Source organism: Moraxella sp. FZLJ2109 (assembly GCF_024296965.1).
Classification (GTDB): Bacteria; Pseudomonadota; Gammaproteobacteria; order Pseudomonadales; family Moraxellaceae; genus Moraxella.
This window is the reverse complement of record NZ_CP101112.1, coordinates 1,844,569-1,867,498: the sequence shown is the minus strand read 5'-3', so window position 1 is coordinate 1,867,498 and position 22,930 is coordinate 1,844,569. Positions and strand designations below refer to the sequence as shown.

17 protein-coding genes, 2 tRNA genes and 1 pseudogene are annotated in these 22,930 nt (G+C 46.4%); 10 read left to right on the top strand and 10 right to left on the bottom strand.

Annotated elements, in window-relative coordinates; translation table 11 throughout:
- Positions 1 to 13 precede the first annotated feature (13 nt).
- The 3 genes from NKU06_RS08975 to NKU06_RS08965 form a co-directional block, all read right to left on the bottom strand.
- The gene (locus NKU06_RS08975) at positions 14 to 736 is read right to left on the bottom strand and encodes an LrgB family protein (protein ID WP_254730166.1); all 723 of its coding nucleotides are present in this window, start codon (positions 734 to 736) and stop codon (positions 14 to 16) included.
- Positions 736 to 1,113: a CidA/LrgA family protein gene (locus NKU06_RS08970; protein ID WP_253223374.1), complete on the bottom strand. Its 378-nt coding sequence runs from the start codon at positions 1,111 to 1,113 to the stop codon at positions 736 to 738. Before NKU06_RS08970 ends, NKU06_RS08975 begins: the two co-directional genes overlap by 1 nt.
- A gap of 72 nt (positions 1,114 to 1,185) precedes the next feature.
- Positions 1,186 to 2,469, bottom strand: coding sequence for an FAD-dependent monooxygenase (locus NKU06_RS08965; RefSeq protein WP_254730163.1), 1,284 nt, complete (start codon positions 2,467 to 2,469; stop codon positions 1,186 to 1,188).
- Between the two features lie 404 nt (positions 2,470 to 2,873).
- Between NKU06_RS08965 and NKU06_RS08960 the strand changes: the two genes are divergently transcribed.
- Together NKU06_RS08960 and NKU06_RS08955 are read left to right on the top strand one after the other, a co-directional pair.
- On the top strand, positions 2,874 to 4,052 hold the full coding sequence (locus tag NKU06_RS08960) for an MFS transporter (protein WP_254730160.1): 1,179 nt from the start codon (positions 2,874 to 2,876) through the stop codon (positions 4,050 to 4,052).
- A 41-nt stretch (positions 4,053 to 4,093) separates the two neighbouring features.
- Complete coding sequence (locus tag NKU06_RS08955) at positions 4,094 to 4,696, top strand: glutathione S-transferase N-terminal domain-containing protein (protein WP_254730157.1); 603 nt, start codon at positions 4,094 to 4,096, stop codon at positions 4,694 to 4,696.
- A gap of 124 nt (positions 4,697 to 4,820) precedes the next feature.
- Here NKU06_RS08955 and NKU06_RS08950 read toward each other — a convergent pair whose 3' ends face one another.
- Positions 4,821 to 6,857 carry a UvrD-helicase domain-containing protein gene (locus NKU06_RS08950; protein ID WP_254730155.1) on the bottom strand — a complete coding sequence of 679 codons (2,037 nt, stop codon included), beginning with the start codon at positions 6,855 to 6,857 and terminating at the stop codon, positions 4,821 to 4,823.
- A gap of 255 nt (positions 6,858 to 7,112) precedes the next feature.
- Positions 7,113 to 8,105 (bottom strand): polyprenyl synthetase family protein, encoded by a 993-nt coding sequence (locus NKU06_RS08945; protein WP_253223369.1) that lies wholly within the window; start codon positions 8,103 to 8,105, stop codon positions 7,113 to 7,115.
- A 320-nt stretch (positions 8,106 to 8,425) separates the two neighbouring features.
- Here NKU06_RS08945 and NKU06_RS08940 point away from each other — a divergent pair, with 320 nt between their 5' ends.
- From NKU06_RS08940 to NKU06_RS08905, 8 genes are all read left to right on the top strand, one after another.
- Positions 8,426 to 9,499, top strand: coding sequence for a 3-deoxy-7-phosphoheptulonate synthase (locus tag NKU06_RS08940; RefSeq protein WP_254730153.1), 1,074 nt, complete (start codon positions 8,426 to 8,428; stop codon positions 9,497 to 9,499).
- A gap of 78 nt (positions 9,500 to 9,577) precedes the next feature.
- Complete coding sequence (locus NKU06_RS08935; protein ID WP_253223367.1) at positions 9,578 to 10,282, top strand: Smr/MutS family protein; 705 nt, start codon at positions 9,578 to 9,580, stop codon at positions 10,280 to 10,282.
- A 31-nt stretch (positions 10,283 to 10,313) separates the two neighbouring features.
- Positions 10,314 to 10,802, top strand: a complete 489-nt coding sequence (locus NKU06_RS08930; protein ID WP_254732197.1) for a glutathione peroxidase — start codon at positions 10,314 to 10,316, stop codon at positions 10,800 to 10,802.
- 217 nt (positions 10,803 to 11,019) lie between these two features.
- Positions 11,020 to 11,095 (top strand) — tRNA-Val (locus tag NKU06_RS08925).
- 4 nt (positions 11,096 to 11,099) lie between these two features.
- Positions 11,100 to 11,176, top strand: a tRNA-Asp gene (locus NKU06_RS08920).
- A 558-nt stretch (positions 11,177 to 11,734) separates the two neighbouring features.
- Positions 11,735 to 13,123, top strand: coding sequence for a DASS family sodium-coupled anion symporter (locus NKU06_RS08915; protein WP_254730150.1), 1,389 nt, complete (start codon positions 11,735 to 11,737; stop codon positions 13,121 to 13,123).
- A 337-nt stretch (positions 13,124 to 13,460) separates the two neighbouring features.
- On the top strand, positions 13,461 to 14,954 hold the full coding sequence (gene rimO / locus NKU06_RS08910; protein WP_254730146.1) for a 30S ribosomal protein S12 methylthiotransferase RimO: 1,494 nt from the start codon (positions 13,461 to 13,463) through the stop codon (positions 14,952 to 14,954).
- Between the two features lie 101 nt (positions 14,955 to 15,055).
- Positions 15,056 to 16,204: a sugar transporter gene (locus NKU06_RS08905; protein ID WP_254730144.1), complete on the top strand. Its 1,149-nt coding sequence runs from the start codon at positions 15,056 to 15,058 to the stop codon at positions 16,202 to 16,204.
- Positions 16,205 to 16,321: 117 nt separating this feature from the next.
- Here NKU06_RS08905 and NKU06_RS08900 read toward each other — a convergent pair.
- The 5 genes and pseudogenes from NKU06_RS08900 to nuoL all read right to left on the bottom strand — a co-directional run bounded on the left by NKU06_RS08900 (position 16,322) and on the right by nuoL (position 22,929).
- Positions 16,322 to 16,959 (bottom strand): annotated as a pseudogene (locus tag NKU06_RS08900) (nicotinamidase).
- Between the two features lie 12 nt (positions 16,960 to 16,971).
- Complete coding sequence (locus NKU06_RS08895; RefSeq protein ID WP_254730141.1) at positions 16,972 to 17,775, bottom strand: ferredoxin--NADP reductase; 804 nt, start codon at positions 17,773 to 17,775, stop codon at positions 16,972 to 16,974.
- Positions 17,776 to 17,874: 99 nt separating this feature from the next.
- Positions 17,875 to 19,353, bottom strand: a complete 1,479-nt coding sequence (locus NKU06_RS08890; protein WP_254730138.1) for an NADH-quinone oxidoreductase subunit N — start codon at positions 19,351 to 19,353, stop codon at positions 17,875 to 17,877.
- A gap of 2 nt (positions 19,354 to 19,355) precedes the next feature.
- On the bottom strand, positions 19,356 to 21,056 hold the full coding sequence (nuoM, locus tag NKU06_RS08885) for an NADH-quinone oxidoreductase subunit M (protein WP_253223360.1): 1,701 nt from the start codon (positions 21,054 to 21,056) through the stop codon (positions 19,356 to 19,358).
- 1 nt (position 21,057) lies between these two features.
- A complete protein-coding gene (gene nuoL, locus NKU06_RS08880) occupies positions 21,058 to 22,929 on the bottom strand; it encodes an NADH-quinone oxidoreductase subunit L (RefSeq protein ID WP_254730135.1) in 1,872 nt (623 codons plus the stop codon).
- Between the last annotated feature and the right edge of the window lies 1 nt (position 22,930).

Genomic DNA, 22,930 nt, shown 5'->3' with positions numbered 1-22,930 from the left:
TTTCCGCCAAAATTCATAACAAATACGGCACCAAAATCGGCGCTAAAAACGCCGTCATAACCCCATTTAGAATCAATCCCAAAGTGGCGTAGGCGACATATTTTGCACCCAGCTGCATCGATCGCACCGTGCCTAAAGCGTGTGATGCACTGCCCAATGACAGCCCCATTCCCATGGGCAGCTTAAGCCCAAAGCGGTGTAAAATCCACACGCCCATCACTTGCCCGACCACGCCTGCGATCAAGACCGTCGCTGCCGCAATGCCAACCACACCGCCAAGCACCGTCGTCACTTCGATAGCAATCGGCATGGTGACCGATTTGGCAGCTGTCGCAACCGCGCTCTGATCACTACCGCCAAGCACACGCACCAAGCCCACTCCTGTGACAATCCCCACCACACTGCCAATGATCTGCGAGACGATGACAGGCAGCCACTGCGCTTTGATTTTTTGCCATTGGATATATAAAGGCACAGCAAGGCAAACCACCACAGGCTGTAGCCAAAAAGTGATGTAGTTGCTTGCTTTTTCAAAACTCGCCCAGTCAATATCAAACAGCATCAGCACACCGATTACCACCACTGTCGTGACCAGCGTCGGATTAATCAGTGGCTGACCAGTGCGATTGCGCAGCCATACTGACAATTCAAACACGCCAATCAGCAGCATCAATAACAAAAATGGACTGCGCAGCAGCTCATGACTTAGAGCAAGATACTGATCGACCATCGCCATCACGCACCTGCCTTAGTGCGTTTTTGCTGGTGCGACTTTTGTAGTTTTCGCAGCCAAGTATAAGACCCTGCCGTGCTGATCAGCACCAATACAGTGCTCAATGAGACCGCGACAATCAGCACCCACAAGTCATCACGGATGATGTCAAGATACTGCATGATCGAAATACAAGCAGGAATAACAAGCAAAACTAAATAATCCATCAGCACTTTGGCAAGCTTTTCGACCGTTGCCAATTGCACCACGCCCGTTTGTAGCGCGATAAACAACACCACAAGCCCAATGATACTTGGCGGTAATGGCAAATCAGTCAGTGCAATCACCACTTGACCAATGAACAAACAGCCAAAAATCACCAAAAATGCCTTTAATATCATCCGTTATCCTTGTTATTTTTCATTATGCTAATAATTTTATTAAAATAATTATACAAACCGCTCAATGCCAATTTATGATTTTAAACCCATCGCATAAGTCGCTACCAATGGCTTAATCCCAGGGATTTTATCAAAACACACAAGACCAACATTACGCGCAAATTTCATCACAGGATTGGGGTGGCAGAAGCTACCGACGACGGTATCGCAGAATTTGATCACGCGTTTTTGGTCTTTTAGGCGTGATTGTTCGTACGCTGCCAAGCGATCATAACGCCCAAAATCCACCGCATCACCATCATCGGCTCGCGCTTTGGCAAGCAGATTTGCCATCGAATATGCATCGCGCAGACACAGATTAAACCCTTGTCCCGCCACAGGATGCAAGGTGTGCGCAGCATTACCCATGATGACAAATCGCCCTGAGACCTGACGATGTGCCAGCACCTTAGTCAGCAGATATGCACCGCGTTTGCCTGTGGCGACAAATCTCCCTGCTGCTGTGCCAAAGACTTGCTGCAGGGTTTGTAGGTACTTGTCATCATCATTAAGATATTGATTTTCTTCGCCTTTTTTACAGATAAATACCACCGAGCGGCGATAACCTTGGGTGCTGCCTGTGCCGCCATCGCCCCTGCCATCAGTCAGTGGCAGCACCGCCAATGGCCCTGCCGTGCTGAATCGCTCAATCGCACTGTGTCGATGCGGCTCATCGGTCTGCACCACGCCGACGATGCCCACTTGACCATACTCATGCGTATCGACATCGATGCCAAGCAGCTTACGCACGCTAGAATGCTGACCGTCGCACGCCACTACAAGTGTCGATGTCAAAACACGGCTTTCACCTGTGTCAAACTGCACCGTCACGCTTGCCGACTGCTCATCTTGGGCAATGTCCGTCACACTTGCGCCATCATACAGCGTGATGTATGGACTGTCCTTGACAGCAAGCAAAAGCTGCCTGCCAAGATGGGCGTTCTCCATCACCTGCCCAAAGCTTTCCACGCCTTCAGCGTCTTTTTCTAGGCTTGCCTTGCCAAAGCTGCCCACTTCACTGATCAGCACGCGATCGATACGGCAGGCATGGCTTTGTAAGCGATCCCACAAGCCAATCTCTTGATAAATTTGCACCGTGCGGCGCGACAAAGCGGTATTACGGCTGTCCAAATACTGCGTACGCTCACGATCATCATCGACTTCTATGGTCGGATAGCGAAAATGCTCAAGCAGCACGCAGTCAATCTGATGATGTGCCAATAAAAGCGCAAATGACAAACCGACATTGCCACCACCGACAATGATGATGGACTGATGCGTGCTTGTGGTCTTATTATGCTGTGTGTCGGTGGTCATGGTCGTAATTCCAAAATATGAATGCGAAATTTAATGATAAAGTTTAATGATAATGAATGAATGATAATTATTCTACAAATCGCATTATTTTAGCAGATTTTTGGGGAGTTTTGGCGGTTTTTGCTTAAGGATTTTGGGTGGATATTTTTAAATAAATTTATATTATTTTTACAAAACATCTTTATCAAGATGCACAAATCTGATTAATATTATAGAATTTTATTAAAATTTATAAAAAAAAATATATTCATTTAAATGATTTCAATTTGTTTTAAAAATCTTCCCATCAATCCTGTCCAATTCATCATCGAAATCTATAAACCCATTATTATAACTGATATATCATTGCAACCATGCCAAACTGTGTTACAATGCCTAAGATTTTTGTAAATTTTATATCAATCATGAATACCATCGCCCCACACAAAGCTGCGCCCACTTTGGCAGAGAAATTCACCGTCGCCATGATTGGCTTTTTTGCCTTTTTACAAGTCTATTCAGTGCAAGCGATTTTGCCCGTGCTGATTCATGATTTGAATGCCAATGAGATCGAAGCTGGGATGGCGGTCGGCGCAACGGTACTTGCCATCGCGGTGATGTCGCCATTTATGGGGATGCTGTCTGATGGCTTGGGGCGTAAGCCTTTCATTGTCGGCGGGCTATTTTTACTTGCCATTCCCACAGGGCTCATCGGCATCAGTAGCAGCATGAGCGAGATTACGGTGTGGCGGTTCTTACAAGGGATTAGCGTACCAGGGATTACGGTGGTGCTGATCGCTTATATCAGCGAAGAATACAGCGAGCATCTGGCGACGATGATGGCGCTGTATGTGTCAGGCACGGTGCTGGGCGGGTTCAGCGGGCGGTTTTTTGCAGGACATCTTGAGCATTTTATCGGTTGGCGTTATGGCTATGGCGTGATGGCGATTTGTACGCTGATTGGTGCGCTGTGGGTGATGAAAACTTTGCCAAAATCGCGCAATTTCATCATCAGCGAAAGCTTTAAAAACGCTTTTGAGACGCTATTATCCCACACCAAAAATCCCCATGTCATCAGCAGTAGCGTACTGGGCGCGTGCGTGCTGTTTACCTTGGTAGGCTGCTTTACCTTTGTTAATCTGCACTTAGCGAACGCACCATATCAGCTAAGCACCGCAGCCCTTGCCAATATTTTTAGTATTTATCTGATCGGCATGGTCATCACGCCGATGTCAGCCAAAGTCACGGCGCGCTTTGGCACGACTACGACCATCATCGCCGCTGTGGTCACATCCGCCATCGGCATTGCGCTGACTTTGGCGACGCCGCTGTGGGTCGTCATCGCAGGACTGACTTTGATGTCGTCAGGCGTGTTCGTGACACAGTCGGCAACCATCGCCTATCTGACGAGCCATGTCTCACAAGGGCGATCGCTTGCCACGGGGATTTATTATATGTCCTACTATGGCGGCGGCTTTATCGGCGCGTGGATTTGTGCTTTGGTTTATGCGCGCGGACAGTGGGATTGGACAGTGATGGCGATTTTGCTACTGCAAGCCATTGCCTTGATGATTGTGCTGATTTTTATGCGTGGTCGTGATTGATTTCTATAAATTTTAAGTTAATAGAAAATTAGGAAAATATGATGAATAATATCCAAAAACCCACTTTATATGTCAGCACCACATCGCCATTTACACGGATGATCATCAGCATTGCGCATCTATACGGCGTGGATGCCAAGCTTGAATTTGTGTTGCCGTGGCAGACACCAAGTGAGCTGACCCAAGCCAATCCCTTAAGCCAAGTGCCTGCTTTGGTGCTGGCAGACGGTACGGTCATCACCGAAACGGCTTTGGTGCTACAAGCCTTAGTACCACAAGCGTTTGATACTCAAACACTGCCCACACTCAGTAAGGCATTGGGGCTGTTACACCTAGGCGTGCGCAGTTTTACCATCGTGTATTTTGGCAAGAGTGATTGTGGCGATCATCCTTTGGTCACGCGTTCCAATACCTTATTGCAGCAAGCATTATCCGCCCTACCACCGCTTGAGTTTCAGCATAGTGCAGGCGACATCGCGCTGTATTGTGCGCTTGCGTGGCTTGAGTTGCGCTTACCACAAATTTATGACAGCTTAAGCGATATAAATAAACAAGCGGTTGCAGCTTTTGGCAATGATGAGCTGATACGAAAAACTTCGGCAGATGCGCTGGAGAAGCTTCCGAAGAGTGTGATGGGTTTGTAAAAAACTTACTTTAAAATCAAATATCTGTGCACAAATGCACCCTGCAAGCCCTACCAAAAAGCAAAATCGATTTGTAAAAATAAACCCAAGTGATGAGCTTGGGTTTATTTTTAAGTATATCAATCTACCCCTTCTTCTTCGCCGCAAGCATCGCTTGAATATTAGCAAGATATTCACTTGCCACTTGCTTGGAGTCTTTTTTGACCGCGCCTTTTTTGGCAGGGTAATCGATATGCTCAAGCGGCAATTCGTCTAAGAATCGCGATGGCGTTGTGGCTTTTAGATCTTTGCCAGCACGGCGTTTTTGGGCAAGTAGCAGCGTCAGCTCAAGGCGCGCGCGCGTGATGCCTACATACATCAGCCGCCGCTCTTCTTCGATGCTGTCGGTCAAGATCGAATTGCGATGTGGCAAAATCTCTTCTTCACAGCCGATGATATATACAAAGTCAAACTCAAGACCCTTAGCGGCGTGTAAGGTCATTAAGTTTACCTTATTGGTATTTTCTTCTTCTTGCTGCTGCTCCAGCATATCAAGCAGCACAAGCTTACGAATCACCGCATCGATGGTTTGCTCATCTTCATCTTCAGCGCGATTGATCAGCGCTGTGATGCTCGAGTACAGCGATTCGATATTATCAAGGCGTACCTTTTCTTGCTGCGGCGTTTTGGCATCATCTTTAATATAGTCAATGTAGCCAATCTCAACAATCATCTGACGCACAAGCGGCATCGGATCAGGATTGTCATATAGATCGCGCGTATAGCGTTCGATAAATTCGCCAAAATCCGCCAAGGTATTGCTTGCCTTTGCACCTACTGCCGCTTTTAGTCCTGCATGACTGCACGCAGACAGCAGCGAAATGCCGTATTCTTGGGCAAGTAGTCCCAATTTCTCAAGCGTTGCCGAACCCATACCGCGCTTTGGTGTGTTAATAATTCTTAAAAATGCTGCATCATCATCTGGATTGATAATGATCCGCAGATAGCTCATGATGTCTTTGATTTCGGTGCGTGCAAAGAATGATGTGCCGCCTGATAATTTATAAGGAATATCAAGCTGCCGCAATTCAGTTTCTAAGATTCGCGCTTGAAAATTACTGCGATACAGCACCGCATATTGATCCCAAGTATTACCATGACGCAAGCGATGCGTTAAGATTTCCTTAGCAACGCGTTCCACTTCATCAAGATCGCTTGGGCAAGTCACCACGCGAATTAGCTCGCCATGCCCTTTATCCGACCACAACGCCTTTTCAAAGATATGCTCATTATTGGTGATCACTGAGTTGGCAGCGTTCAAAATGCGGTTGGTCGAGCGGTAATTTTGCTCAAGCTTAACCACGGTTAATGATGGAAAATCTTCTTTTAATAGCGCCATATTTTCAGGCTTCGCACCACGCCACGCATAGATCGATTGATCATCGTCGCCAACGACGGTAAAGCGCGCCGTAACACCGACCAAAAGCTTGATCAGCTCATACTGCGCGGTGTTGGTATCTTGGTATTCATCGACCAATAAATAGCGGATGCGATTTTGCCACTTATCGCGCACTTCTTTATTTTCGCTCAAAATCCGTACTGGCATCACGATCAAATCATCAAAATCCACCGCATTATACGCGCGCAAATTCCGCTCATATAAGGCATACAGATGCACAAACATCATATCTTCAGGATTGTCAATGGTCTCAGCAGCATCTTCAGGAGCGACAAGATCATTTTTCCAATCAGAAATCATCTTAATCGCCTTACCAACAAGCTCACGACTCTCCGCACCGCTCATGTTGTCGCGCATCATCAGCTCAGTCAAAAGTCGCTTAGAATCATCGCTGTCCATGATCGAAAAATTGGATTTCAGTGGTGTATTTTTTAGTTCAAATCGTAAGAATTGTAAGCCAAAATGGTGAAATGTCGAAACCGTCAAACCTCGCGTTTTCTCGCTTGGGAGTAGCTTTTGCACACGAGCTTTCATCTCACGCGCCGCCTTATTGGTGAAGGTCATCGCCGTGATGCGATCGGCTGGGATGTTGCAATTTTGAATCAGATGGGCGATTTTTTGGGTGATAACCGAAGTCTTGCCCGACCCTGCGCCCGCCAAAACCAACAAAGGCCCTGACACATGGATCATCGCTTCATGCTGTCGCGGATTGAGTTTGCTCATAGTGCTGATACTTCTTGATGATTATGAAAACTGTTTATTATACGAGATTTTTTGCGGATTGTGGGAAGTTTCTTACTGCTGTTGCTGGGTTTGTTACTGGTAGTTGATATTATATTAATTAGTTTTATAAATTTATATTATAAATAATTAATTACACTTTTTCCTATGAAAAAGTGTAAAATCCAAAATTTAAGCACAAAAAAAATCAGCCAATTTCAACTCAAACTTTGAAAATGGCTGATTTTTATAAGGATTTTACACCAATCGACTGCTCGCAAGCTCCGTCAATTGATATAAGCCATCACGGTAGCGGTTAGCAGGTAGGTTCTCAAGCGCCTTTTGAGCAAGGCGTGTCTCTTCTAGCGCGCGTGATTTACAATAATCCAGCGCACCTGATGACTGCACAAGTCCGATCAACAGGCTGACATCTTCCACCTTGCCTGTCTGCACCGCGATACGCAGCGTATCATAATGTACATCATTATTTTGTTTTAGAATTTCTAAAGTTTTGATGATTGGTAATGTCGGCTTACCTTCTGCCAAGTCATCGCCAAGATTCTTACCCATTACCGCCACATCACCTGTGAAATCCAGCACATCATCAATCATCTGAAACGCATTACCAAAATGATAAGCAAACGCACCCAAATCATCCAGATACTCATCACGACCTTGTAAAATCGCTGCACCCTTGGTCGCCATCATAAACAGACGCGAAGTCTTGCCATCGATGATTTGTAGATAATCAGCTTCTACTGTCTGTGGATTGTGCTGATGCTGCAGCTGCAATACTTCCCCTTCGGCGATGTCACAAGTCCCATCACTGAACAGCTTAAGCAGGGGTAAATTATTAAATCCTACCAATAAATTAAATGAACGAGCAATCAGATAATCCCCCACCAGCACCGCCGTTGGATTATCCCAAGTGGCGTTCGCCGTCGGCTTACCGCGGCGCATACCCGACGCATCAATGACATCATCATGCACCAGTGTCGCCGTGTGCAGCATCTCAGTGATCGCCGCCAGCTGCATCGCCTGCTCACTTTGTACATCTTGTAGCATTCGCGCGGTCAAAAGCGTGATCAGCGGACGCATTCGCTTGCCGCCAGCATCGATGACATGCTTAGATACACTCATCACCAGCTGCACTTTAGAATTCAGACTGCCAAAAACCTGCTTATCCATGATGGCAAAATCTTCAGCGACGATCGATTGGATATTGGCATAAGTCGGGGTAGAAGTCGTCATAAATCGCTCAAACTTATTATTGAAAAAATCGCTTTATCATACCACAAGCGCGGCAGTTACTCAAAAAATTTCCATGACTTGGCTTATGCAATGGGTTTATTAAATTGAGTGTATAATCCTTTGTATTTTAGCCAATCAATCCAGCAAGACTCATACAGTTGGTTTGCTTAGAACTATTTTTCATAACTATTTGACATATTTTTCTAAACCAAGTGTACATTAGTGCTTGTAATACACGCCAACAACAGGCATAATGTGGCATGAAATTTTGTGACGCTGCCCCTTGGTAGCCACAAACCCACCGACTAGGAAAGCCCATTATGATCACCCAAAATAAAGACATCGACGACGTGAACATCGACAAAATCATTCCGCTAATTACACCAAGCAGCCTAAAAGCCGAGCTACCACTATCTGATACCGCGTACCAAACCGTACTAGACGGCCGCAAAACCATCCAAAACATCCTAGATGGCATCGATAAGCGCGTACTGGTCGTGGTCGGCCCTTGCTCAATCCATGATCCTGTGGCAGCACATGAATATGCAGATAAACTAAAAGTGCTTGCAGAAGAGCTGAAAAATGAGCTGTTCATCGTCATGCGTGTCTATTTTGAAAAACCACGCACCACCACAGGCTGGAAAGGTCTGATCAATGACCCAGACATGAACGACAGCTTCGACATCGAAAAAGGTCTGCACATCGCAAGAAAGCTGTTGCTTGAGCTGAACGAAAAAGGCCTGCCGTGCGCTACCGAAGCCCTAGATCCAAACACACCACAATATATGCAAGATCTGATCAGCTGGTCAGCCATTGGCGCGCGCACCACCGAGTCGCAGACACACCGTGAGATGAGCTCTGGTCTGTCTTGCCCGGTTGGCTTCAAAAACGGTACTGACGGCAGCATGACGGTCGCGGTCAATGCCATGCAAGCGGTGCAATCAGGTCACAGCTTCCTAGGTCTGTCAGCCGATGGTCAAGTGGCTATCATCAAATCAAAAGGCAACAAATACGCCCATGTGGTGCTGCGCGGTGGCAATGACAAGCCAAACTATGACGAAACCGCCGTCGCCGCTGCCGAAAATGAACTTGCCAAAGGCAAAACCAATGGCAAAATCATGATCGATGCAAGCCATGCCAACAGCGGCAAAGACCCATACCTACAGCCGATGGTCATCAACAATGTCGCAGGTCAAATCGCCAAAGGCAACAAATCAATCATGGGTCTGATGATCGAAAGCCACCTAAAAGGCGGTCGCCAAAATATCCCAGCCAATCTTGCAGATCTAGAATACGGCAAATCAGTCACCGATGGCTGCCTAGATTGGGAAGTGACAGTTGAGACTTTACGCAGCTTTGCTAAAGAAGTCAAAGAGCATCTGCCAAACCGCTAATCGCAGGACACTACACAAAAGCCGTCGCCTTGACGGTTTTTGTCATTATATATTGATCAAAATTATTCAGAGTAACTTATGTCAAATCCAAGCTTTAAAGATTTATTATCCAAAGAACTACACGACAATCTCAAATCCCTTGCCAAGCCAAGCTCCAAGCCTGACAGCGAAACCGGCAAACCCACCGAACCTGTCGCACTGATGAACGCCAAGCAAGTGGCGGGCGAAGTCAAGCGCTTCAATCATGAACAAATCGACGAAGATAAAGTGCTGTTCATGCAGGCGATGAGCGGGGTTGCGCCCCTAAAAACCGATGAAGTGGTGCTTCACAAACCTGCCAAAGCCGACGAAAACGCCCTACGCCGCCGCGCTGCTGCTGAAGGCGGAGAAGACATCGGCGGCAACCTGTCTGATATGCAAGCGCTACTTAATCCTGTGGCAGGCGAAGCTTATCTGTCTTATAAAAACCCAACACTACAAAACAAAATCTTCGAGCAGCTAAAACAAGGCAAACTGCGCTGGTATGATGCGGTGGATTTGCACGGCTCAAGCATTGAAGATGCGCGCAATGCCGTACAGCTGCTGATTCACAATGCCATGACCAATGGCGAAACCGTGGTGAAAATCGTCCACGGCAAAGGTAAAAATGCCATCATCAAAACCTGCGTCAATGGTTGGCTACGACAAATCAGCGATGTCATGGCATTCGTCTCCGCCCCTGCCAATGACGGCGGTAATGGCGCGGTGCTCGTGCTATTAAAGCGTAAGAAGTTTGAGCAATAACATCAAAGCCATCACGAATACGGACAACGCCATGACCGCCATTTATGACTTTTGCGCCCAAGATTTACAGGGTAACACCATCAATTTTGCTGACTTTACTGGCAAAGTGCTAGTCATCGTCAATACTGCAAGCGAATGCGGCTTCACCCCACAGTTTGCAGGACTGCAAGCCCTACATGAACAATATCACAATCAAGGGCTTGTAGTGATTGGTTTTCCATGCAATCAATTTGGCAAGCAAGAGCCTAATCACGGCACGGCGATCGGTGAATTTTGCCAAAGAAATTATGGGGTAAGCTTTCTGATGATGCAAAAAATCGATGTCAATGGCGAGCACACTCACCCGATTTATACTTGGCTCAAATCACAGCAAGGCGGACTCTTGACCGATGGCATCAAGTGGAATTTCACTAAATTTCTCATCGGTCGTGATGGCAAAGTCATTGACCGCTATGCTCCGATGACCAAGCCTGAAAATTTAGCAGCAGATATTGAGACAGCTTTAGCAAAATCGCCCTAAGTTTGATGAAAATAAGTTGTTAATTTTCAATAGTTTATAAAATTTATCACAAATTTATCAAATTTTTGATAAAAAATGTTTGACACCTGTGTAAATTTCTATATAATACGCACCACAACGAACGAACACAGCAACACACTGTAGCGTGTTTGGTTCAAGACTTAAAATGTGATACCTTGACACAGTATCAATTTTCCAAATCGGAAAAGACATTTTAGGGTGGTTAGCTCAGTTGGTAGAGCATCTGCCTTACAAGCAGAGGGTCAGCGGTTCGATCCCGTTACCACCCACCACTATGCAGCGGTAGTTCAGTTGGTTAGAATACCGGCCTGTCACGCCGGGGGTCGCGGGTTCGAGCCCCGTCCGCTGCGCCACTTTTAGTGTAGCTTTTATAAGCTTTTCACTTTCTCCCCAAGTCTCCCCTGGCTTGGGGATTTTTTCTTTTGGTGGTTTCGCGCCTGCTTTAAGCTTTGGCATTATCACCTCCTTCTTTTTTCAATCTTATCTTTTTTGGCAAACCCCCTCCCAACCTCCTCTTTGAAAAGGAGGAACTGTTCCTTTTCAGCTAATGCTTACAAGATACGGCTCCCTCCCCTTAATCAAGGGGAGAGCTGGGTGGGGTTTGATGGAAAGAAAAAGAAGGGAAAATCACTCCTTTTTTAGCTAACACGAATCCCACCACAAATTATCTGTATATGTTATAATTTGTATAAATAATTTGGATGACTCCCTATTGCATCCCTACTTTTGTTATTCAATCCAAAATCACACCATTTAGACAATAATAATCTAACCATGGAAAATGATGCCGTAGCCTTGCGCCTGCTTTAGCAATATGGTGCAGATGGGTAGGCTGGCGGTTCACAATGAAATACAGTTGATTCACTTTGCAAGACTTGAGCGGCTGTTGTGCTTTACTTAGGAGTATGTTGATGAATTTGTTTTCGCAATTTCAGCAATCCAAACATCGAGGCTTAATCATCTTAGCCTTGGATTTGATTTTATTTTTCATATTGATTCACACGCTACCTTTTAGCCCATCAGAAAATAAGGGCTTGGCGCTGCTGGTTTTTGCTGGCGTCTTATGGCTAACCGAAGCTTTTAATATCACCGTTACCGCGCTGATGATTCCTATTTTAGCCATCGGCATGGGATTATTAAAAACCAAAGATGCCTTTGCCACCTTTTCTGAGCCGATTATTTTTATGTTCTTTGGCGGCTTTGTTTTGGCAGCGGTCTTGCAAATTCAAGGTTTGGATAAAGTCTTGGCGCATTTTATCATCAAGCTTGCCAAGGGTAATTTGAAAAAGACAGTATTTTATCTGTTTTTCGCTACCGCCTTTATCTCCATGTGGATGAACAACACTGCCGTGGCTGCGATGATGCTGCCTTTGACCATAGGCATCCTAAGTGGTGTAAATATCGCTGAAGATCGTCGCACATACTCATTTGTCCTAATGGGCATTGCCTTTAGTGCCAATATTGGCGGTATCGGCACCTTGGTTGGTAGTGCACCCAATGGTATTTTGGCATCACAGTTGGATATTACCTTTGCCGAATGGCTAAAATTCGGCATGCCTGTTATGCTGCTACTATTGCCAAGTATGCTATTGTCACTATGGGTAGTCTTGCGCCCAAATCTCAATGCCAAATTCGACTTTAAAGTCGATGCCATCAAACTCACCCCACAAAACAAAACCACCCTAATCATCTTCTTTACCACCGTCCTGCTGCTGTGCTTTGGCTCAATCATCAACCCAATCATCTCAGGCGTTTTGGGTCTAGATGGCAAAATCGCAAGCTTTGATAGTGTCGTGGTGATGGTTGCGGTGATTGCCTTGATCGTAGCAGGTACGGCGACTTGGACGCAAATCCAAGAGCGTGTCGAATGGGGTATTTTAATGCTATTTGGTGGCGGTCTGACACTGAGCGTGGTGCTCAAAGACTCGGGTGCAAGCCAAATCATGGCAGACACCATCGTGCATTTGGTCTCTAGCCAACATTGGCTGGTGATTACGCTTGCTTTGACGGCATTTATCGTGTTTTTGACCGAATTTACTTCCAATACCGCAAGTGCTGCCTTGCTGATGCCGATTTTTATCGCAGTTGCACAATCACTGGGCATTGAACCGATTGCCCTTGCTGCCATCATCGCTTGTGGTGCCAGCTGCGCCTTTATGCTGCCAATTGCCACTCCACCAAATGCGATTGTCTTTGCTACAGGACATATTAAGTTTAAAGAAATGGTGCGTGTCGGCTTGCTATTAAACATCTGCTCGGTATTAATCATTGGCGGCTTGGCTTATTTCTTCTGGAAATAAGAATGACAAAAAATCAGCATGGCGATCGCTATGCTGATTTTTTTGATTCTAGATATTGTATTTACAGCATGGTGGTAATCACCCCGATTCTTGGTAGTTAGTAGCAGAAACCGCTTAGTGTCTTAAATTCCGTGACTTAGTTGATTTTAGTTTGATGCTTTAACCAAAAATAAGAAGTTGCCTAATAACACTTTTGACAGTATAAGATGATTTTTTGCTATTACTTCTCCATTACCGACCCAATCAATCACACCACACCAAACCACCCCATACAATTCCCATGCATTTTATGCTAAAATAAGCAATTTTATTCAAGATAACTTGCCAAGAGTGCATCATGACATCACCGACCATTTTTGATCCAAAAAACCAAACACCAAACCCGAGCGAGCCTGCCTATCACCATAAAGCCAATCACAACCAAAATCGCAGCATTGATGAATCCGCTGCCGCCATCGCACAAGCCACAGGTAGTGCACCCAAAGTTGGCTTTGTCTCCTTAGGCTGTCCTAAGGCCCTCGTTGATAGCGAACGCATCATCACCGAGCTGACTCGTGAAGGCTACCAAGTCGCCAAAGATTATGACGGTGCGGATTTGGTCGTGGTCAATACCTGTGGTTTTATTGAGTCGGCCGTCCAAGAGTCGCTCGATGCCATCGGTGAAGCCATCAACAAAAACGGTAAAGTCATCGTCACCGGCTGTCTAGGCAAAAATGCCGACAAAATCCGCACCATGCACCCATCGGTGCTGGCGGTCACTGGTGCACACGCCTATGATGAAGTGGTATCAGCCGTCACTCATCATGTACCAAAACCTGCCAAATCAAAGACTTATGATCCAAAAATTGACCTCATCAACGATGCAGGCATCAAGCTGACGCCCAAGCATTATGCTTATCTAAAAATCTCAGAAGGCTGTAATCATCGCTGTACATTTTGTATTATCCCATCATTGCGTGGTGATTTGGTCAGTCGTACCATTGATGGCGTAATGAAAGAAGCCGTCGCACTCAAAAATAGCGGTGTCAAAGAGCTACTCATCATCTCCCAAGATACCTCTGCCTACGGTGTCGATACCAAGTACAAGACAGTATTTTGGGATGGTCAGCCGATTAAGACGAAGTTTTTTGATCTGTGCGAGCAGATGGCAAAGCTAGGCATCTGGGTGCGTCTGCACTATGTTTATCCTTATCCCCATGTCGATCAAGTCGTACAACTTATGGCAGATAGCATGGCAAAATCAGGCGGTACAGGCGGACTGTTGCCCTACCTTGACATTCCATTCCAACACGCCAGCCCAAGTGTGCTAAAAGCCATGAAACGCCCTGCAATGAGTGAAGACACCCTTGAGCGTATCCGTGCATGGCGTGCGATTTGTCCCGATATCGTCATTCGCTCAACTTTTGTGGTGGGCTTCCCTGGCGAAACTCAAGAAGATTTTGAATACCTACTTGACTGGCTAAAACAAGCTCGTCTTGATCGTGTCGGCTGCTTTACTTATTCAGAAGTCGAAGGCGCGGTGGCGAATGACTTGCCAAACCCTGTACCTGAGCACATCAAACAAGAACGCTATGAACAACTGATGGCACTTCAACAACAAATCAGCAGTGAAAAGCTTGCCGAAAAAGTGGGCAAACGCCTAGTCGTGCTCGTCGATGAGATTGATACCGAAGAAAACATCGCCATCTGCCGCAGCTATGCCGATGCGCCTGAGATTGACGGTCATGTGTATGTGGACAATATCGATACGACAGTCAAAGCTGGCGATATGCTGACGGTGACGATTGATGAAGCCAGCGACTATGATTTGTTTGCAAGCTTTGGTTCTTGATTCGCTTTTAAATAACTTTATAACCACCCAAAATCTACCACAAGCCATTCGCTGAATGGCTTTTTTTATCTCATATAATGATAACTAAATAATAACTAACCATGACCAACACCAACCAAAGCTTTCTACCTGTCATTATTCTTGCGTTATCCGCATTTATTTTTAATACCACTGAGTTTATCCCCATCGCCCTACTGACAGACATCGGTACCAGCTTTGGTATGACTGCCAGCCAAACAGGTATCATGATGACTGTGTATGCATGGATTGTTGCTGTGCTATCTTTGCCAATGATGCTTGCGACCGCTACCATCGAACGCAAAAAGCTACTGTTGATTCTTTTTGGCTTATTTGCCATCGGTCATATCGTCTCATACCTTGCTACCAGCTTTACCATGCTGCTTGTGAGCCGTGCGATCGTGGCGATTACCCATGCAGTATTTTGGTCAATCACTGCAAGCCTTGTCGTGCGTCTAGCACCCATTGGTAAAGAAACTCAAGCATTGGGACTACTATCCACAGGCAGTGCATTGGCAACCGTGCTAGGCTTGCCACTGGGTCGTGTACTAGGTCAGGCACTGGATTGGCGAACCAGTTTTGGGATGATTGGTGTGATTGCCATGTTTATCATGCTACTGCTCGCCTATCTACTACCGCGCTTACCTGCCAAAAATTCAGGGAATCTATCTAGCCTACCAAGCGTCATCAACAACAAGCCCTTGTTATCCGTCTATGCCATGATTGTGCTGACTGTTACAGCGCATTTTACTGCATATAGCTATATTGAGCCATTTGTGCTTGATATCACAGATTTTGGTGCAGATTTTGCGACGATGACTTTGCTGCTGTTTGGCGCAGCTGGGATTGTAGCAAGCATTTTGTTCGGTCGATATTACGAAAAACTGGGTGATCGATTTATTACCATAGCATTTGGCGGTATGCTTATTGGACTTGTTGGCTTGATGCCGATGGCTGACATACAGGGTATTTGGACAGTTTTGGTGTTTATTTGGGGCGTATCGCTGACCGCTTTGGCACTGTCATTACAGATTCGCGTGCTAAAACTTGCACCAAAAGCCACTGATGTCGCCATGTCGATTTTTTCGGGAATTTTCAATGTCGGTATTGGTGGCGGTGCGATGGTTGGCGGTCTTGTGATTGCAGGATTTGGCTTACCAATGATTGGCTATGTGGGTGCATTGATTTTGATGGGTGCGGTTGGGGTGTTTTTATACAGAAAAAAAGCATGACAACCGCCATGCTTTTAATTTATTTTAAAGATAATAGTCAAACAAATTTGAAATAAGGCAAGGAAAACAGGCGAAGTTGCACAAGCAGTACACGCACGAGTTCAACACAGCATTATTTCAAAGTTGGCAGACTGTAAATTTCTCAAAATCCAAATTCACCCCAAGTGCCTGCATATCATCAATGGCGTCTTGCAGTGAGCCATCTTGATCAATGGCAGCGGTCGCATCCATCAGCACCGTGCATTGATAGCCTAGGTTCACCGCATCGATCGTGGACCAAGTCACGCAATAATCGGTCGCGATACCAACAAAATACAAAGTATCAATGCCGCGCTGCTTCAGATAGCCATCCAAGCCTGTCATCGTGCCATCTGCTTCCATGAACGCCGAATAGCTATCCACCTGCGCATTATAACCCTTACGCAAAATCAGCTCGGCGTGCGGAATTGATAAATCGGCATGAAATTCGGCATCTTGTGTACCTTGCTCGCAGTGATTCGGCCACAGCACCTGCTCGCCATACGACAGCACAATGGTATCAAATGGCTTTTGCCTTCGTGATGCTTGGCAAATGAAATGTGATTGCTCGGATGATAATCCTGTGTCAAAATCACATGGTCGAACTGCTTGGCGATTTCATTGATAATCGGCACGATACGCGCAGCATTTGGCACAGCCAGATTGCCTGTGATAAAGCCATTTTGGACATCGACCACAATCAGTGCTGTGGTGGCTTGATTAATATTTTTCATCATTTTTTCATCCATTTACCAATAATTCTCAACAGCGATATTGCCCACGCCGCGGCGATTCATCGTCAAGCCTTTGGCTTTGAGTGCTTCTTTGGTATCATCAACCATCTGCGGATTGCCACACAGCATGGCATGGCAGTCTTGATCAAATGTGATGCCTGCAGTTTTTTCAAGCTCGCCATTGGCAATGAGCATCGGCAGTCGCTGATTTAGACAGCCCGCCACCGCTTCACGCGTGACGATTGGCACATAGATGAACTTGGCAGGATTATCCACTAAACTTGCAAAATCATCAGCAATCTGGTGGATGTTATCTTGATACGCCAATTCACTCGCCGTACGCGCGCTATAAGCAAGCACAATATTATCATACTGCTGCCAAGTGTAGAGATCTTGCAGCATTGATAAAAATGGCGCAAGCCCTGTTCCTGTTGCAAGTAGCCACAGCGTATTTGGCTTTGGCTCTTGATAGCGCGATAAAGTCAAAAAGCCAAATGGCGTAGTGTTCAAATACAGCGCATCGCCCACTTGCAAATCTTTAAGCTGCGATGTAAACGCGCCACCAGGCACAACCACTGAGAAAAATTCCAGCGCTTCATCATAAGGCGATGACACCACCGAATACGCACGAAAAATGGTCTCATCGGGCGCATCCTTGCCTTGATTGGCGGTAAGCTTACTTGGATTGACCCCAAGGCGGACGAACTGCCCTGCTTCAAAACGAAAACCATCTGGTCTTGTGGTGGTAAAACTGAATAAAGAATCCGACCAGACGGTTTTTGATAATACGGTTAAGACGACGGCTTTGTCATCACTCATTGTTAAATTTTTCCTTATATTTTATCCTGTTAACTATACCAAAGCTCACAAAACAAAACAAGCACCATTTTGTGGTGCTTGTTCGGTCATGGGCGCGATTTAGCCAATGGTTGCAAATGACACCATCTGCATTAGACCTTCTGGCAAGATACCAAAGACCACCACCAGAACGGTGACAATCATCACCATGATACCACCAGCCTTGATGCCCCAATGCTCATGCGCATCGTATTCTAGCTGTACTTTTGGTTTTTGGTACAAGGTTACCAAAACGCGCAAATAGTAGTACAAACCGATGGCGCTGCCTAGGATCACCATACCTGCTGCCCAAAAGCGCACGCCTTGAACCGCGGTAAAGAAAATGGTGAACTTAGTGACAAAACCTGCCGTCAGCGGAATACCTGCCAATGACAATAACATCACTGTCAAGACACCTGACAGTACAGGACGACGCCAGAACAGACCTTGATAAAAACGCAGCTCATCCGCTTCGCCACTGATCGATGTATGACCGCGCTCACGGTACGGGCTTGACATCAAAGCAATCACACCGAATGCACCGATCGAAGTCAGCGCATACACCGCCATATACATACTGATGACGCTTGTGCTGCCTGAGCCGACTGACAGCAGCGCGATCAGAGCATAGCCAATGTGCGCAATCGATGAATAAGCAAGCATACGCTTTAGGTTCTGTTGGCGAATGGCAAGTAAGTTACCCAATAGAATTGACAAGGCAATGATCAAAATCAGCACATTATCAAAGGCAGGCATCACAGGTACCATACTACCGATCATAAAGCGCAGTGCCAATGCCATCATCGCCACCTTGCTCACACTTGCTAAGAATGCCGCCACTGGCGCAGGTGCACCTTCATAGACATCAGATACCCACGCGTGGAATGGTGCTGCTGATAGCTTGAAGGCGATCGCTGCCATCATCATCACAGAACCTGCGACGAATAGGCTTGAGACTTGGCCTGAGAACAGCAGTTTTGCCAATTCACCAAAGTACAAAGTACCTGCATCAGCATAGATCAGCGCCATCCCCATCAATAGGGTTGCTGATGCTGCTGCCGACATCACGAGGTATTTTAGACCAGATTCTAGCGAACGCGCGCGCAAGAAAGTATAAGCAAGCATACCATACATCGGCACAGACAATAGCTCAAGGCTCATAAAGAATGATGCCAAATGCTGCGCGCCTGTCATCAGCATCGCGCCCATCGTTGAGATCAGCATCAATAGATACAGCTCGTCTTTATTGTCTTTCAATGTCTCAAAATAACCATAAGACAGTGTACAGCACGCTAATGCTGCGATGACGATCACACCCATATTGAACTTGGCAAATCCGTCAAATAGGTACAGATTGCCAAACGCTTCACCTGAGATGATCAAGCCTGATGCTTGTGCGATCAATGCCAACAAGGCAATGTTCAAGCCGACGACGCTTAAGGTCGCCACCCAAAAATGCGAACGCTTGATGGCGATGGCAATCATCACCACGAGCGCTGTCAATGCCACCACAATCACTGGCAGCAGTGACGAAACAGATGCAAAAACCATACTATTCATAATCACTCCCCATGATTGTGGTTATCGCCCACTGGGCTAAAAGATTGATTTTCACCGCGCTCATACAAGCGATCGTGATTGTCGTGCATATATTCCGCCATCGACCCATCAATCAGACGCACACCATGCGCAGGCTCGGTAGCTTGTACTTGATTGGCATACGCTTGGGCGATCCACTGCATTGAGCCTTGTGATTTATCCATCACAGGCTGTGGGTATAGACCAAGCCATACCAGACCCGCGCCCAAGGTCAATAACAAGACCAATTCGCGCTTGCCAAGATCTTTTAGCTTACCGCCATTTTGCTTGACCAATGCCACAGTGGTGTTGTCACCAAATAGTGCTTGATAAATCATGATCAGCGCATATAGACCTGCTAAGACAAGGCTTGCTGTAGCGATGACAGTTGCGATCGGATGTAGTTCAAACGCACCAAGCAGAATCAAGATCTCACCGATGAAGTTACCCGTACCCGGAATACCGAGTAGTGCTGCACTAAAGAACATCAGCAGCGGTGCAAAGTAGCGGAACTGACCCCACATACCACCCATCTTAGTCAAATCACGCGTATGCAAGCGTTCGTACAACTGACCTGCCATGATAAATAGCGCCGCACTCGACAGACCGTGCGCAATCATCTGCACCATCAAGCCTTGTAGCGATACCAAAGTACCAGCGAACACCGCCAATACCACAAAGCCCATGTGTGACACACTCGTATAAGCAAGCAGACGCTTGATGTCGGTTTGGGCAAAGGCAAGTAGTGCGCCATACACCACACCGATCATACCAAGCACGATGGCAACCGGAGCGAATTCAGCCGATGCTGTTGGGAATAATGGCAAGACAAAGCGCAACAGACCAAATGCCGCTGTCTTGATCAAGATACCTGCCAAGTCCACCGAACCTGCTGTCGGCGCTTGTGCGTGCGCGTCAGGCAGCCAGCTGTGTAGTGGGAATACTGGCAATTTCACCGCAAAACCGATGAAGAAGCACAGCATGATGATGTATTCCCATGCGCCCAGATTCAGACCCAGTAGGTCATGATAATCAAAGCTTAGCACGCCAGTTTGGCTAAAGTGAATGATGACAAGCAGCAAAATACCGATCAACATCACAAGACCTGATGCTTGGGTGTAGATGAAGAATTTGGTTGCGGCATATTCTTTGGTGCGACCGCCTGTGGCATTATGACCCCACAGCGCAATCAAGAAATAAATCGGCAACAGCATCATCTCCCAAAAGAAGAAGAATAAGAATAAGTCAATTGCCAAAAATACACCAATAACGCCGCCTAAGCTCCACAGCAGATTCAGCATAAAAAAGCCGACGCGTTTTTGGATTTCACCCCAAGAACAGCCCACCGCCATGATACCAAGAAATGCTGTCAAAGCCACCATCAATAGTGACAGACCATCCATCGCTAGGTGGAATTTGATGCCTAAGCTTGGAATCCAAGGTAGCACAAACTGCGCTGCCCAAGGTAAATTTGCCTTATCTGCCATGCCATCTGTTGCAAGCAAGGTATTAAAATTCCCCTGCTGCCACAACACAAGCGATAGACCAAATGTCACAATCATTGCAATCAAGGCAATCCATCGTGGCAAGCGATCGCTTACTTTTTCAATAAGCCAGCACAGCACACCTGCAATAAATGGAATTGCAATCAATGCTGGCAGTATCCAATTTTGTTCTAATGCCATCTTACACCACCATCATCATTGCCAAGATTAGAATAATTACCAAGCCAAAACCAAAGCCTGCCATGTGGGTGCGCAATAGCCCTGTTTGGGTTTTTGCAGTGATTTTGTTGCCCACAGATGCCAATGTCGGGAAAATACCGATCAGCTTATCGACAGGATCAGCTTTTAGCCCTTTGGTGATTGCCAAGAACGGCTTGACAAATACAATATCATACAAAGCATCAAAGCCCAAACCGTGATAGCACCAGTGATACAGCGCACCACCGATGGCAGTCTTTTTAAAGCCATCAACCAAGCGACCTTTATTCACTGCATACAATAGCACCGCCAAGATCAAGCCTGCCGCCATAAAGCCAGTGGCAATCAGTTCAGCCGTGTGCTTGGCGTGTGCTTCACCTGCAGCTTCAAGTGCCGCACCTGGACCCAATGGCAAGACATCAGCCAATGGCGTTACGATCATTGCACCGATACCAGTCGATAGCACAAGCAACACCACCAATGGCAGCCAGTATGAGATGCCCGATAGCTTGTGTGCGTGGGTTTTTTCTTCACCAAAGAAAGTGATCCAAATCATACGGAAAGTATAGATTGATGTTAAGAATGCGCCGACGACACCTGCCCAAAACAGCGTTTGGTAACCGCCAGCGTACGCTTCCCAAAGAATCGCTTCTTTAGAATAAAAGCCCACGGTAATCCAAGGCAGCGCAACCAGCGCACCACCACCGACAACAAAGCAAGCGAACACTAATGGGATTTTCTTATATAGACCACCCATTTTAAAGATATTTTGCTCATGATGTACTGACAAGATCACCGCACCCGATGACAAGAATAGCAATGCCTTAAAGAATGCGTGCGTCATCAAGTGGAAAATCGCCACTTGCCATGCGCCCACGCCCAGTGCGATGAACATATAACCAAGCTGACTCATGGTGGAGTATGCCAAGATACGCTTGATGTCGGTCTGCGCCAAGGCACAAAAACCCGCCACCAACATTGAGATTGCGCCAACACCACCAACCCAGTACAGCAGTACTTCAGGCGTCAGGATAAATAGCGGATGCATACGCGCGATCAGATACACGCCAGCTGTAACCATCGTCGCTGCGTGGATCAGTGCTGAGACAGGTGTCGGACCTGCCATCGCGTCAGCCAGCCAAGTGTGCAGCGGAATCTGCGCTGACTTACCCCAAGCGCCACCAACCAACATCATGGTGGTCAAAATCATCGTTGGGTTATTGAGCGTAAATACTTCAGGTGCTTTGGTAATGATCTCAGAAATGGTCAAAGTGCCAAATTCACGGAACAATAAGAACAGACCAATTGCCAGGAACACATCACCGACACGCGTCACAGTAAATGCCTTGATCGCTGCACGACCATTAGCACGCTCGGTATAATAAAAGCCGATCAATAGATACGAGCAGATACCGACACCTTCCCAACCTAGGTAAAGTAGCAATAAGTTATCCGCTTGTACCAAAAGCAGCATACTTGCCACAAATAGGTTCAGATAGCTAAAAAAGCGTGCAAAACCTTCTTCACCCTTCATATACCATGAAGCGAATAGATGAATCAAAAAACCAATGCCAGTGATAATCCCTGTCATAGTCAAGGTCAAACCATCAAAATGCAAACCAAAAGCAGGGGCAAACTCACCCACTTTCAGCCATGTCCACAACGGCACATTGATTGCTTGACCATTATAATTATTCAAATACTCCATTGATGCCATCAATGCCGCAATTGCTGACAATGCCATCGAACCCACACCGATGATGGTTGCCATCATCTCAGATAGGCGATCTCGCAAACTCGCTAAGATCAAAAAACCAATCAGTGGGCAAATAAAAGTCCATGCTAACATATTCATA